At 65.2% G+C, this 13,217-nt stretch carries 13 protein-coding genes; 12 read left to right on the top strand and 1 reads right to left on the bottom strand.

Annotation, left to right across the window (positions count from 1 at the left end; translation table 11 throughout):
- Positions 1–131: 131 nt before the first annotated feature.
- Complete coding sequence (locus ACFLEY_RS45420) at positions 132–2,201, top strand: prolyl oligopeptidase family protein (RefSeq protein WP_060912781.1); 2,070 nt, start codon at positions 132–134, stop codon at positions 2,199–2,201.
- Positions 2,202–2,443: 242 nt separating this feature from the next.
- Here the strand turns inward: ACFLEY_RS45420 and ACFLEY_RS45425 are convergent, their stop codons facing one another.
- Positions 2,444–3,118 (bottom strand): DUF938 domain-containing protein, encoded by a 675-nt coding sequence (locus tag ACFLEY_RS45425; protein WP_211433537.1) that lies wholly within the window; start codon positions 3,116–3,118, stop codon positions 2,444–2,446.
- A gap of 261 nt (positions 3,119–3,379) precedes the next feature.
- Here ACFLEY_RS45425 and soxX point away from each other — a divergent pair, with 261 nt between their 5' ends.
- The 11 genes from soxX to ACFLEY_RS45480 all read left to right on the top strand — a co-directional run bounded on the left by soxX (position 3,380) and on the right by ACFLEY_RS45480 (position 13,019).
- Positions 3,380–3,733: a sulfur oxidation c-type cytochrome SoxX gene (gene soxX / locus ACFLEY_RS45430; RefSeq protein ID WP_028172677.1), complete on the top strand. Its 354-nt coding sequence runs from the start codon at positions 3,380–3,382 to the stop codon at positions 3,731–3,733.
- Between the two features lie 25 nt (positions 3,734–3,758).
- Positions 3,759–4,250, top strand: coding sequence for a thiosulfate oxidation carrier protein SoxY (gene soxY, locus ACFLEY_RS45435; RefSeq protein WP_011083833.1), 492 nt, complete (start codon positions 3,759–3,761; stop codon positions 4,248–4,250).
- A gap of 10 nt (positions 4,251–4,260) precedes the next feature.
- Positions 4,261–4,572, top strand: coding sequence for a thiosulfate oxidation carrier complex protein SoxZ (gene soxZ / locus ACFLEY_RS45440; protein WP_011083832.1), 312 nt, complete (start codon positions 4,261–4,263; stop codon positions 4,570–4,572).
- Complete coding sequence (gene soxA, locus ACFLEY_RS45445; protein WP_060909443.1) at positions 4,572–5,435, top strand: sulfur oxidation c-type cytochrome SoxA; 864 nt, start codon at positions 4,572–4,574, stop codon at positions 5,433–5,435. Before soxZ ends, soxA begins: the two co-directional genes overlap by 1 nt.
- Complete coding sequence (locus ACFLEY_RS45450) at positions 5,432–5,737, top strand: hypothetical protein (RefSeq protein WP_011083830.1); 306 nt, start codon at positions 5,432–5,434, stop codon at positions 5,735–5,737. Before soxA ends, ACFLEY_RS45450 begins: the two co-directional genes overlap by 4 nt.
- 44 nt (positions 5,738–5,781) lie before the next feature.
- On the top strand, positions 5,782–7,533 hold the full coding sequence (gene soxB / locus ACFLEY_RS45455) for a thiosulfohydrolase SoxB (RefSeq protein WP_028172675.1): 1,752 nt from the start codon (positions 5,782–5,784) through the stop codon (positions 7,531–7,533).
- Entirely contained in the window at positions 7,530–7,988 is a 459-nt protein-coding gene (locus ACFLEY_RS45460) for a hypothetical protein (protein WP_211433536.1), read from the top strand. The genes soxB and ACFLEY_RS45460 overlap by 4 nt, the downstream gene beginning before the upstream one ends.
- 291 nt (positions 7,989–8,279) lie before the next feature.
- A complete protein-coding gene (locus ACFLEY_RS45465; RefSeq protein WP_011083827.1) occupies positions 8,280–9,317 on the top strand; it encodes an MBL fold metallo-hydrolase in 1,038 nt (345 codons plus the stop codon).
- An 89-nt stretch (positions 9,318–9,406) separates the two neighbouring features.
- Entirely contained in the window at positions 9,407–9,589 is a 183-nt protein-coding gene (locus ACFLEY_RS45470) for a hypothetical protein (RefSeq protein ID WP_028172674.1), read from the top strand.
- Positions 9,590–9,896: 307 nt separating this feature from the next.
- Positions 9,897–11,105, top strand: coding sequence for an MFS transporter (locus tag ACFLEY_RS45475; protein WP_060909444.1), 1,209 nt, complete (start codon positions 9,897–9,899; stop codon positions 11,103–11,105).
- Between the two features lie 195 nt (positions 11,106–11,300).
- Positions 11,301–13,019, top strand: a complete 1,719-nt coding sequence (locus ACFLEY_RS45480; RefSeq protein ID WP_060909445.1) for an amidohydrolase family protein — start codon at positions 11,301–11,303, stop codon at positions 13,017–13,019.
- The last annotated feature ends 198 nt before the right edge of the window (positions 13,020–13,217 follow it).

Below are 13,217 nucleotides of genomic sequence, written 5' to 3' on the forward strand. Positions count from 1 at the left end.
AGGGCGGGCAACCGGCGCAAACGGGCGCAGGCCATGCCTCTGACGCAATCGGGCAGATGATAGCGGGCTGCGCTCTTGACGGCTTGCGCTCGATCAAATCCTATCCGCCGCGACTTTTGGGAGTTTCGTTCATGACGGTCGACGACAGGCCTACGCTCAGCGCTCCCGACGACGATCCCTGGCTCTGGCTGGAGGAGATCGAAGGCAAGCACGCGCTCGATTTCGTGGAGCGGCAGAACAGCCTGACGCTCGACGCATTCGGCGGAGCGGCCTTCGCGCGCGACCGCGATATCCTCGCGGCGATCTACGATCGTCCCGACAACATCCCCTATGTCAGCCGGCGCGGCAGCGATCTGCACAACCTCTGGAAGGACGCCACCAACCCGCGCGGCCTGTGGCGGCGAACCAATCTGGCGGAGTTTCGCAAAGCAAGCCCGGCGTGGGAGATCGTGCTGGACATCGACCAGCTCGCGGCAAAGGAGGGCGAGGATTGGCTGCTGAGCTCGATCGTCACGATGCCGGCAAGCTCGCGGGCGATTCTGAGCCTGTCGCGCGGCGGCAGCGACGCCGTCACCTTGCGGGAATTCGACCTCGACACGAAGAGCTTCGTGGCGGACGGCTTTACGCTGCCGGAAGCCAAGGGCGGCGTTGACTGGCTCGATCAGGACACGCTGCTGCTGTCGAGCGCGCATGGCGAGGGCATGGCGACGAGCTCCGGATATGCGCGGACCGTTCGCCTGTGGCGGCGTGGCCAGCCTGCCGATCAGGCGCAGGTGATCATCGAGACCACCGCCGATCACATGGCGGTCTCCGGCATGGCCGACGACACCGGATCGGTGCCGCGGGTCTGGATCGTCGATCAGATCGACTTCTTCAATCACGCGATCTGGCTGCGCGATGCGACCGGTGCGACGACGAAGCTCGACCTGCCGACCGGCGTCTGGATGCAGGCGCATGGCGACTGGTTCGCGATGAAGCTGCGCAAGGACTGGTCGGCCGGAGGCCGAACCTTTGCCACCGACACCGTGCTCGGCATCTCGCTCTCGGCGTTCCTCGCCGGCAGCCGCGATTTCGCGGTCCTGTTCGAGCCCGGCCCGCGGCGCGCATTGCAGGGCCTGTTCTGGGCGGGCAGCAAGCTGGTGCTGTCGATCCTCGACGAGCTCAAGCCGCAATTCGAGATCTGCACGCCGTCCGCCGCGGGCTGGAGCCGCGCGACGCTTCCCGGCCTCCCGCAGATCGGCGTCGTCGATATCTGGCCGCTCGACCGTCATCCCTCCGAGAGCAATGGCGACCTGCTCGCCAACGTGCAGGATCCGCTCACGCCGCCCTCGCTGCTGCTGTTGGAGCGCGGCGTCGCAAGCCCGACCGTGCTGAAGCAGGCGCCGAAGACGTTCACCGCCGACGGCCTCGTGGTGACGCAACACGAGGCGATCTCGATCGACGGCGAGCGCATTCCCTATGTGCAGACCGGTCCTGCCAAGGAGACCGGCGATGCGCCGGTCTATATGAGCGCCTATGGCGGCTTCGCCGTCGCGGTGAAGCCGTATTACAACGCCTCGCTCGGCAAGCTGTGGCTGGAGCGCGGCGGCACGACGGTGCAGGCGAATTTGCGCGGCGGCGGCGAATTCGGCACGCGCTGGCACGATGCCGGCCGGCTCGCCGGCAAGAAGCTGTCGCATGACGATTTCGCCGCCGTTGCCGCCGATCTCGTCCGCCGCGGCGTGACGAGCGCGAAGCGCATCGCAGCGCAGGGCGGATCGAACGGCGGCATCCTCATCACCAACATGCTGGTGCGCTACCCCGAACGCTTCGGCGCGCTGTTCTGCACCATCCCGCTGATCGACATGCGCCGCTACACCAAGCTGCTCGCGGGCGCGAGCTGGATCGCGGAATATGGCGACCCCGACAAGCCCGACGAATGGGAGTGGCTGAAGACCTACTCCGCCTATCACAACGCAAAGCCCGGCCAGGCCTATCCGCCGATCCTGATCGCCACCACGCGGCGCGACGACCGCGTCCATCCCGGCCACGCCCGCAAGATGGCGGCAAAGCTCCAGGCGATGGGCTATGAGGCCTGGTTCTACGAGCCGGCAGCCGGCGGTCACGGCTACGGCAAGGACAACAAGGAGCGCGCCGGTTTTGAGGTGCTCGGCTTTCGATTCCTCAGGGACAAGATCGGGTGGAAGGATGGGGAGGCGTGATTGCGCTGCCTCTTCGAACTCTCACCATCACGACGTGAGGCGGGCACCACTCTCTCATTCCCTCCCCCCTTGCGGGGAAGGGGCAGGGAGAGGGGTATCACACGGGGACTCTCTCGATTTGCGCGCGCCGTACAGTCGCAGACGGATAGACCTTTTCCCGGGCCACCCCTCTCCCCCGCCCTCCCCCGCAAGGGGGGAGGGAGCGCACCGCCTTCGCGGCGTGCACCCAGATCAGCAGTGACTCACCCCCGCGCAAACACCAGCGTCAGATTGTTCGCCGGCATCTCGATCGTATCGACGAGACCAAGGCCGGCGCCTCGCGCGAGCGTCTCGACATCGCCGATGTCGCGCACGCCCCAGTCGGGATTGCCTTCGCGCAATGAGGTGTCGAACACGGCGTTGCTGAGCGCGGTATGCTTGCCGTCGCGCTTGAACGGGCCGTAGAGGAACAGCTTGCCGTCGGCCCGCAAATAGCGACCGGCGCCGGCGAACAGGCCTTCGGCCACGGTCCATGGCGCGATATGGATGACGTTGGCGCAGAACACGGCGGCGAGGTTCGTCGGCCCCTGCCCGCTTCGCATTTCCGGACACCAGCCGGGATCGGAGAGATCGATCCGCAACGGCGAGCGGATGTTTGGCAGGCCCGAATGGACGCGCCAGGCCTCGATGCTCTTCACGTGCCGCTGGTTGAGGTCGCTCGGCCACCAGACCAGGTCGGGCGTATGGCGGGCGAAATAGACCACGTGCTGGCCGGTTCCGCTGCCGACCTCGACAACGTTTCCGGAACAGCCGGCAAGGTGCTTTTCCAGAGCCGCCCGGAGCGGCTCGTGATTGCGATGGAATGCCGGTGCATCGAGCCGCCCATCGGGCTCGACCCGTCCGCCGTCCCTGCCAAATTCGACGACATATTCAGCCAAGTGACGTCCCCTTGAAAAAACGAGAACACGATGAAAACAGCAGGAGCGCCCAAACGCCCTCGAAACAGCCGGCCCGCGCTCACGGACCTTACTCTCGCGGCCAAATCGGCCGAACAAATAATCTCTTTAGTTGCAATGCGGAAGATATTAACTCCATTTTGCCGCGTGCATAGTCCTGATTGTCAGGTGATGCCCTTTGTGCTTTGGAACGCTGCTATTTCCGCGATCGAGTGCATCGCCATAACGCCTCGGAATGACGCCTTGACCGCCTTTTCCCGGATGCCTGCCCTGCTCCTTTTGCTGGCCTTCGCCGCCGGCCTCGCCAGCCCGGCGCGGGCGCAATCCGCCGTGGCCGAGGGCCAGAAGCTCGCCTTCGACCGTGGCAAGGGCAATTGCCTGACCTGTCACGTCATCAAGGGCGGCGACCTGCCGGGAACGATCGGCCCGGAGCTGAAGGACCTCAAGGCGAAATACCCTGATCGCAACGAGCTGGCCGCGATCATCTTCGACGAGACCAAACGCAATCCGCAGACCATGATGCCGCCGTTCGGCCGGAACCGGATTTTGACCGACCAGGAGATCAGCGCAATCGTTGATTTCCTGCAAACCCTGTGACTTCAGGCACGCCAGGAGAGCTCAGATGACCACGACCACCGGCCCCCTTGCGACGCGGCGCCTGATCCTTCAGGGCGCAGCCTCCGTCGCGCTGCTCGGCCTCGGCAATCTGCCGTTCGGCGTGGCGCCCGCGTACGCCGCGGCCAACGACAAATATCCGGAAGAAGCGTTCAAGCTGAAGAACGAAGCGGACGCGATCAAGGCGCTCTACGGCAAGACCGCCGAGCCCTCCGACAAGGTCAAGCTGGATGCGCCGGAGATCGCCGAGAATGGCGGCGTGGTTCCGATCTCGGTGACGACGACGCTGGAGAAGGTGACCTCGATCTCGTTCTTCGTGGCCGAGAACCCGAACGCGCTCGCCGCGTCCTACAAGATTCCCGACGGCACGATCCCTGCTGTCGCCAACCGGCTGAAGATGGCGAAGACCACCAACGTGACCGCGATCGTGGAAGCCGACGGCAAGCTCTACAGCGCGACCAAGGAAGTCAAAGTCACCGTCGGCGGCTGCGGCGGCTAAGGAGATCGACATGGCATCCAGCATTCGCGTGCGCGCGACCGCAAACGGCGACATCACCGAGGTGCAGGCGCTGATCCAGCACCCCATGGACACCGGCCTGGTCAAGGACGCCAAGGGCGAGGTGATCCCCGCGCATTTCATCCAGCAGCTGAAGTTCGAATGTAACGGCAAGGACGTCTTCGTCGCCGATTGGGGCACCGCCATCTCCAAGGACCCCTATGTGAAGTTCAGCTTCAAGGGCGCCAAGAAGGGCGACGACATCAAGATCTCCTGGACCGACAACAAGGGCGGGTCGGATACGACCACCGCGAAGATCGCGTGATGAAGGCCTGCTCCGCCCTCCTGCTTGGTTCGCTCAGCGCCGCGCTCGTCGCGGTCGCCCTCACCTCGCCGCGCGTGATCGCGGCCGACAAGGCCGATCCAGTTGCCGACGCAAAAGCGTTCCAGAACTTCTTCTTCCAGAAGTTTCCGACCGTGAAGCACGAGGATTTCGTCAACGGCCCTTATTCCATGAACGAGGACATGAAGCGGCAGTGGCAGGAGAAGGAGGAATTCCCGCCCTACGAGTTCGCGCTCGACGCCGGCAAGGAGATGTTCGCCACCCCGTTCAAGAACGGCAAGACCTATGCCGACTGCTTCCCGAATGGCGGCATCGGCATCCGCCAGAACTATCCCTACTTCGATGAGAAGGAGGGCAAGGTCGTCACGCTGGAGCTCGCGCTCAACCGCTGCCGCGAGGCCAACGGCGAGGCGCCCTATTCCTACGTCAAGGACGAGATGGCCTCGCTGACCGCCTATATGGCCTTCACCTCGCGCGGCAAGCTGATGGACATCAAGATTCCCGATGATCCCCGCGCGCTCGCCGCGTTCGAGAACGGCAAGCGCTATTTCTACACGCGGCGCGGCCAGATGAATTTCTCCTGCGCGAGCTGCCATGTGCAGAACCCGGGCGAGCGCATCCGCGCCGAGATCCTGGCGCCGGCGCTCGGCATTTTGAACGCGATGCCGATCTACCGCTCCGAATGGAGCGGCATGGGCACGACCAGCCGCCGCTTCGTCACCTGCAACAGCCAGACCCGGGCGGTTCCGCTGGAGCCGCAGGCAGATGAATATCGCGACGTCGAATATTTCCTGTCCTACGTCGCCAACGGACTGCCGATATCAGGACCGGGAGCGCGGCCATGAAGCGGTCACTTCCTCTCGCCATGCTGCTCGCCCTTAGCCTCGCGCCAACGGCGCGCGCGGCGAATGAGGCGGATTACAAGGCGGCCTATGCCGCCGCCGAAGCCGCCTCCAAGGAGGCAGCCGGCATGCGCAATCAGTGGACCGTGACCGTCTCGACGCTGGCGGCGGCGAAGAAGGCAGCCGATGGCGGCGATTTCGACCGCGCCCTGGCCGCAGCCAAGGAGGCCGAGGCGCTGGCGAAGGCGTCGATCTTCCAGGCCACGTCCGAAAAAGAGGCCTGGAAGGCGATGGAAATCCGCTAGACTGGACCTCAGTTGAACTGCCGATGAGGCGCGGAGGATTCTGGATGGCGATCCGCCGCCGTGATTTCCTGAAGAGTGCAGGCGTTGCCGCAGCATCGCTCGGCCTGCCGCGGCTTGCGCGCGGCACTGAAGCGGCGAGCATTTACGACCTCGAACGTTTCGGCCATGCCCGGATCCTGCACATCACCGACACGCATGCGCAGCTCAACCCGGTCTATTTCCGCGAGCCCAGCGTCAATATCGGAATCGGGGAGATGGCGGGACGGCCGCCGCATCTGGTCGGCCGCGCCTTTCTCGAGCGGTTCGGAATCCGGCCCGACAGCGCCGATGCCTATGCCTTCACCTGCTTCGAGTTCGAGAAGTCTGCGGCGCGCTTCGGCAAGCTCGGTGGCTTTGCCCATCTGAAGACGCTGGTCGATCGCTTGCGCGGCGATGTCGGCGAAAGAGATTCGCTGCTCGTCGACGGCGGCGATCTCTGGCAGGGCACGGGGCTTGCCAACGTCATGCAGGGCCGCGACATGGTCGAGGTCGCCAATCTGCTCGGCATCGAGGCGATGACCGGGCATTGGGAATTCACCTATGGCGAGCAGGCGCTGCGCGACAATCTCGAGCGCTTCAAGGGCGAGTTCCTGGCGCAGAACGTGTTTCTGACCGAGGAAGCCGCGTTCAACGACGCCCGCGCCTTCGACAAGGCGACGGGGCGCGTCTTCAAGCCCTCCGTGATCAAGGAGCTCGGCGGTCATCGCATCGCGATCGTCGGCCAGGCCTTCCCTTACGTGCCGATCGCGCATCCAAAGCGGTTCACGCCGGACTGGACCTTCGGCATCCGCGAGGAAGAGCTCCAGAAGCATGTCGATGCCTTGCGCACCGCCGAGAAGGTCGATGCCGTCATCCTGCTGTCGCACAACGGCATGGACGTCGACCTCAAGCTCGCGAGCCGCGTCACCGGCATCGACGTCATCCTCGGCGGCCACACCCACGACGCCGTGCCGCAGCCGATTCCCGTGACGAACGCCGGCGGCACGACACTCGTCACCAATGCCGGCTCCAACGGGAAATTTCTGGGCGTGCTCGATCTCGCGCTCGACAAGGGCAAGGTCAGTGGCGTCAAATATCACCTGCTGCCGGTCTATTCCGAGCTGCTGAAGCCTGATCCGGCGATGGCCGAGCTGATCGGCCGGGTTCGCGCGCCGCACGTGGCCGACTGGTCGGAGAAGATCGCAACGCTCGACCGCCTGCTCTATCGCCGCGGCAATTTCTCCGGCCCGGTCGACGAGCTGATCTGCACCGCGTTGCGCAGCGAGCTCGACGCCGAGATCGCGCTGTCGCCGGGCTTCCGCTGGGGCGTCACCGCGCTGTCCGGCCAGGCGCTGACCATGGAGGACGTGCTCGCGGAAACCGCGATCAGCTATCCCGAGACCTATGTGCAGGAAATGACCGGCGCCCAGATCAAGGACGTGCTGGAGGACATCTGCGACAATCTCTTCAACGCCGATCCCTATTACCAGCAGGGCGGCGACATGGTGCGCGCCGGCGGCCTCAGCTACACCTGCACGCCGGCGGGTGCGATCGGCGGCCGCATCTCTGAGCTGAAGCTCAACAACGGCAAGGCGATCAGCGCCAACCACCGCTACAAGGTCGCGGGCTGGGCCTCGGTCAACGGCCAGCAGGGCGCACCGGTGTGGGACGTGGTGGCCAAATATCTGCGCTCGGGCCGGATGCTTTCGGAGCGGCTCGGCTCCGGCGTCACGCTGAAGGGCGTCGAGAACAATCCGGGCATTGCGGGACAGGGATGACGCGCTCGCAAATGTTTCGCGCGATGATGCTGGCGCTGCTCGCCTTGGCCGCGATGCCGCCGGCTTTTGCGCAGCAGGTGCCGCTTCAGGACAAGCCGTTCGCCGAGCACAAGATCGTGCTGCAGCTCTCCGACGGCGACGCCAGGAAGCAGGCGCTGGTGCTCAGCGTCGCCAACAATCTCCTGAAGGCCTACGCCCCCGACAAGGTCGCGATCGAGGTGGTGGCATTCGGACCCGGCATCGACCTGCTGCTGTCAAACAGCGAGCGCCGTAAGCAGGTCGAGAGCCTGATCGCGCAAGGCGTGCGCTTCGACATCTGCCTCAACACCGTCGACACGGTCGAGCGGGAGACAGGCAAGCGGCCGGAGTTCATCCTCGCCGCGACGCCGGTGCAGGTCGGGGTCGGACAGATCCTGTTCCTGGCGGAGAATGGGTACACGGTGGTGCGGCCGTAGGGGGTCGCCAGGGCGTCACACTCCCCTGTCGTCCCGGCGCAGGCCGGGACCCATACTCCCAGGCAGGTGTTTGGCGAAGATCAGTCGTTCGGTACTCCCACCGCCCCTCCCGAAGGATCTCGCGGTATGGGTCCCGGCCTTCGCCGGGACGACACTGAGTGTGTGGCGCTTATCCCCGCCTCGCAAGCAATAAAAATCTTCCAAATTTACCTGTTCACACAGTGAATTGCTTCTCTTTCTAACCCGGAACATAGTAGAATCTTGGAAGCCAGTTCCACGCCGGGTCTTGCCATGATCTTCCGCCAGCTCTTCGACAGTGTTTCGGGCACCTACAGCTACGTCCTTGCCAGCCGCCACGGCGGCGAGGCGCTGATCCTCGATCCCGTGCTGGAGAAGGTCGACCGCTATTGCCAATTGCTGCGCGAGCTCGACCTCAAGCTGGTCAAGGCGGTCGATACCCACCTTCATGCCGACCACGTCACCGGCCTCGGCGAGCTGCGCGACCGCACCCATTGCATGACCGTGATGGGCGACCAGACCAAGGCCGACGTGGTGGCGATGCGCGTCGCCGACGGCGACAAGGTGACGATCGAGGGGCTGTCGCTCGACGTGATGTACACGCCCGGCCACACCGACGATTCCTATTCCTACCTGATGGGCGACCGCGTCTTCACCGGCGACACGCTGCTGATCCGCGGCACCGGCCGCACCGATTTCCAGAACGGCTCCTCGCGCGCGCAGTACGATTCGATCTTCAATCGCCTGCTCAAGCTGCCGGACGAGACGATGGTGTTCCCGGCGCATGACTACAAGGGCGACACCGTCTCCACCATCGGCGAGGAGAAGCGCTACAATCCGCGGCTCCAGGTGCGCTCGGTCGACGAATATATCGAGCTGATGGCGAACCTGAAGCTGCCCAATCCGAAGATGATGGACGTGGCGGTGCCCGCCAACATGCGCGTCGGCCTGCATCAGGAGGAGCTGGAAAAGGAGGGCCGCGCGCTGACCGCCAGCGAGGCGATCCGCGTCCTGGGCCGGCCTGATATCCTGCTGGTCGATCTGCGCGAGACCAACGAGCGGATGAAACACGGCATGCTCGAGGGCGCCCTGCACACGCCCTATCCGTCCGTCGAGGAGAGCCTGAAGCCCGGCGGCATGCTGCGCGAGGTCGCGGCCGCCACCGGCCGCCGCATCGTGTTCTTCTGCGCCTTCGGCGAACGCTCGGCGATGGCCGTCGCTGCGGCGAAGGAGGCGGGCCTCGCCAATACCGCCCATATCGCCGGCGGCATCGATGCCTGGAAGAAGGCGGGCGGACCGGTGGTGCACTGACGCCCCGGCGCGCCATTCTTGAGATAAGTCAGGAACCGCCCACATATTGGGACTAGGATCGGATGCAGCATCACCATCCGGGAACAGCCATGGCCAAGATCGCCAACAAGACCGCCAAGCCGAGCGCGCCGCCCAAAACCGCCAGCGAGAAGCCGGCGGACGACAAGGCGAAGAAGCCGCCGCCGCGCGACACCGACGACGACGATTACGAAGACGGCGACATCGCAACACCGAAGCGTGACCGGTACGGTCCCGATGACGAGCCGTTGTGAGTTGAAGCCTGCTCCACGAATGGTGCGTTCCCTCCCCCCTTGCGGGGGAGGGTTAGGAAGAGGGGTGCCACACGGCACACTCTTTCGAGAGCGCGACGATCTTTGCATCGACCACGGATAGACCTTTTGCTGGGCTCCCGCCCTCCCCCGCAAGGGCGGAGGGAGCGCAGTGTGCCCGATCGCATCATCGGGTAATGATTGAGACAGCGGCGCCACCCGCACTACCTGCCATGCGCCTGCGTTCATGGACAAATAACCGCTGTGCCCGATAGTTTGCGCTCCCTTCAGGGAGTGAATCGGAACTGCAATGGTCGATGTTCTCGCCGCACCGCAGCAAGGCAAGGCGGACAGCGCGCTGCGCACGCTGACGGGAATCTCGATCGCGCATTGGGTCAGCCATTTCCATCTGCTGGTTCTGCCGATGCTGTTTCCGTTCCTGAAGGACAGGCTCGGCGTCGGCTATGTCGAGCTCGGCTTCGCGCTCACGACCCTTGCCGTCGTATCGGGCCTGACGCAGGCGCCGACCGGCTATCTCGTCGACCATTTCGGCGCGCGCAAGATCCTGCTGATCGGGCTGACACTCGGCGGCTGCGCGCTGATCCTGCTCGGCCTGCACCTCAGCTACGCCTCGCTGATCGCCTGCGCCGTGCTGCTCGGGCTCGCCAACAGCGTCTATCATCCCGCCGACTACGCCATCCTGGCGGAGCACATGGACGAGGCGCGGATGGGCCGCGCCTTTTCGATCCACACCTTTGCCGGCTATCTCGGCGGCGCCGTGACGCCGGCGATCGTCGCCGCGCTGGTCACCGTATCGGGTGGCGTCGGCGCATTGATCGCGTCGGGCGCGATCGGCGTGCTGGTGGCGCTGCTGCTGGTCGCCATGAGCATTCCCGAGGCCGGCGCGCACAAGAAAAAGCCCGGTCACGAGAGCGCGCCGAAGCAGGCCGTCATCACGCCGGCGCTGATCACGCTGACCGCGCTGTTCATGCTGCTCAGCCTGTCGGTGGCCGGCATCAACAATTTCGGCGTGGTGGCGCTGATGAGCGGCTACGGCGCCTCTTATTCGATCGCCAACATCGCGCTGACCGCATTCCTCGGCGCCAGCGCCGCGGGCGTGCTCGCAGGCGGCTTCCTCGCCGACCACACCGAGCGTCACGGCTATGTCGCCGCCGCCTGCTTTGCCGCAAACGCGGCGATCGTGCTCTTGATCGCACTGGTGACATTGCCCGGCTGGGCTTTGACCGCGACGATGACGGCGGCGGGCTTCCTCTCCGGCGTGATCGCCCCCTCGCGCGACATGCTGGTGCGCAATGCCGCTCCCGCCGGCGCTGCGGGGCGCGCCTTCGGCATCGTCTCCACCGGCTTCAATCTCGGCGGCATCGTCAGCCCGCTTTTGTTCGGCTGGATCATGGACCAGAGCGCGCCACACTGGGTGTTCGGCGCCTCCGTGATCTTCATGCTGGCGACGGTGGTGCTGTCGCCGTTCACCGAGCGGAAGCGGCAGGCTGCGGCGTAGCCACAAGTTCAACTGTCGTCCTGGCGAAAGCCAGGACCCATTACCCCAGGGAGAATCTGTCGCGCGAGACTGGTCACTCCGAGTCTTCGCCAAACTACTCCCTGTGGTTATGGGTCCCGTATCTGCGCTGACGCTTGTCCGGGACGACGAGTAGAGAGAACTGCGTGTAACAAGAACAAAACGGGAAGAAACCTCATGACCAATCCTGATCTCGTGATCCGCGGCGGCACGGTCGCGGATGGAAACGGCGGCGAGCTGTTCGAGGCCGACGTCGCCATCACCGGCGGCAGGATCAGCGAGGTCGGGAAGATCTCCGGCAAGGGCAAAGAAGAAATCGACGCGCGCGGAAAACTGGTGACGCCGGGCTTCGTCGACGTCCACACCCATTATGACGGGCAGGTCACCTGGAGCCAGGATATCACGCCGTCCTCGCAGAACGGCGTCACCACCGCGATCATGGGCAATTGCGGCGTCGGCTTTGCGCCGTGCAAGCCCGCCGACCACACCCGCCTGATCCAGCTGATGGAAGGCGTCGAGGACATCCCCGAGCCGGTGCTGAGCGCCGGCATTCCCTGGGCCTGGGAGAGCTTTCCGGACTACATGGGCTGGCTGTCGAAGCGCGATTTCGACATCGACGTCGGCGCGCAACTGCCGCATGCGGCGTTGCGCGTCTATGTCATGGGCGAGCGCGGCGCGCGCCGCGATCCGTCCACGCCGGAAGACAATGCGGCGATGGCAAAGCTCGCGGGCGAAGCGGTCCGCTCCGGCGCGCTCGGCTTCTCGACCTCGCGCACGCTCAACCACCGCACCTCCACCGGCGATTTCACGCCGACCTTGAAGGCCGGCGAAGACGAGCTCACCGCGATCGCGGGTGCGATGCATCGCGAGGGCCGCAGCGTGCTGCAATTCGTGCTCGATCTCTCCACCATCGACGAAGACCTGCCGATGATGCTGCGGGTCGCCGACACGACGAAATGCCCGATCTCGTTCTCGATCACGCAGAACGACAAGGCGCCGCAGCGCTGGCGCCAGACGCTGGACGAGATCAATGCCGCCGCACAGCGCGGCCTCTCCATCACCGCGCAGATCGCGGCGCGCCCGGTCGGCCTGCTGCTAGGGCTCGAGCTGTCGCGCAACCCATTCCAGACCCATCCGAGCTACAAGGCGATCGCACATCTGCCGCTGAAGGAGCGGCTGGCGCGGCTGCATCAGAGCGAGATCCGTCAGGCGATCCTGAGCGAGACGGCGACCGCGACCGACGATCCGCTGTTCTTCCGGCCCAACTACGACAAGATGTTCCTGCTCGGCGATCCTCCCGATTACGAGCAGCCGCCGGAGAACGCGCTGGGGCCGCGGGCGCGCAAGCAGGGCCGGAAGCCCGAGGAACTCGCCTATGACGCGATGCTGTCGGACGAAGGCCGCGGCATGCTCTACGTGCCGTTCCTCAACTATGCCGACGGCAATCTCGATGCGACGCGCGAGATGCTGATCGATCCGCAATCGGTGCCGGGCCTGTCCGACGGCGGCGCGCATTGCGGCATCATCTGCGATGCGAGCTTCCCGACCTATCTGCTGACGCACTGGACACGCGACCGCAAGCGCGGCGAGAAGCTGTCGATCCCGTTCGTGGTCGCGGCACAGTCACGCAAGACCGCGCTCTCGGTCGGCCTCACCGATCGCGGGCTGATCGCGCCCGGCTACAAGGCCGACGTCAACGTGATCGACTATGACCGCCTGCATCTGCATCCGCCGAAGGTGCATTACGATCTGCCGGTCGGCGGGCGGCGGCTGTTGCAGGACGTCGACGGCTATGAAGCGACCATCGTGTCGGGCGTGGTGACGCGGCGGCATGGCGCGGCCACGGGGCGCCGGCCGGGGAAGTTGATTCGTGGCGCGCAGGGGGTGGTGAACTAGCGCGGTAGGATGCATGTGAGACGCGAAGGCCGCGCCTCACATTCGGTGTCGTCCCGGCGAAGGCCGGGACCCATACGCCGCGGCAATTGTTTTGCGAAGACTCGGAGTTATCAGCTTCGCCTCAATCCACTCCCTGTGGTTATGGGTCCCGGCCTTCGCCGGGACGACAGCGGTGTTTGTGGCGGGCCTTGAACGCCT

The organism is Bradyrhizobium sp. YCK136 (assembly GCF_044570075.1).
Taxonomy (GTDB): domain Bacteria; phylum Pseudomonadota; class Alphaproteobacteria; order Rhizobiales; family Xanthobacteraceae; genus Bradyrhizobium; species Bradyrhizobium diazoefficiens.

Bases quoted from the DNA above. Each gene is read 5' to 3' on its own strand.
- ACFLEY_RS45465 (WP_011083827.1), top strand. From the start codon at position 8,280: ATGATCTTCCGCCAGCTCTTCGACAGTGTTTCGGGCACCTACAGCTAC.
- ACFLEY_RS45470 (WP_028172674.1), top strand. From the start codon at position 9,407: ATGGCCAAGATCGCCAACAAGACCGCCAAGCCGAGCGCGCCGCCCAAA.
- soxY (WP_011083833.1), top strand. From the start codon at position 3,759: ATGACCACGACCACCGGCCCCCTTGCGACGCGGCGCCTGATCCTTCAG.
- soxB (WP_028172675.1), top strand. From the start codon at position 5,782: ATGGCGATCCGCCGCCGTGATTTCCTGAAGAGTGCAGGCGTTGCCGCA.
- ACFLEY_RS45420 (WP_060912781.1), top strand. From the start codon at position 132: ATGACGGTCGACGACAGGCCTACGCTCAGCGCTCCCGACGACGATCCC.
- soxZ (WP_011083832.1), top strand. From the start codon at position 4,261: ATGGCATCCAGCATTCGCGTGCGCGCGACCGCAAACGGCGACATCACC.
- ACFLEY_RS45480 (WP_060909445.1), top strand. From the start codon at position 11,301: ATGACCAATCCTGATCTCGTGATCCGCGGCGGCACGGTCGCGGATGGA.
- ACFLEY_RS45450 (WP_011083830.1), top strand. From the start codon at position 5,432: ATGAAGCGGTCACTTCCTCTCGCCATGCTGCTCGCCCTTAGCCTCGCG.
- soxA (WP_060909443.1), top strand. From the start codon at position 4,572: ATGAAGGCCTGCTCCGCCCTCCTGCTTGGTTCGCTCAGCGCCGCGCTC.
- ACFLEY_RS45460 (WP_211433536.1), top strand. From the start codon at position 7,530: ATGACGCGCTCGCAAATGTTTCGCGCGATGATGCTGGCGCTGCTCGCC.
- ACFLEY_RS45475 (WP_060909444.1), top strand. From the start codon at position 9,897: ATGGTCGATGTTCTCGCCGCACCGCAGCAAGGCAAGGCGGACAGCGCG.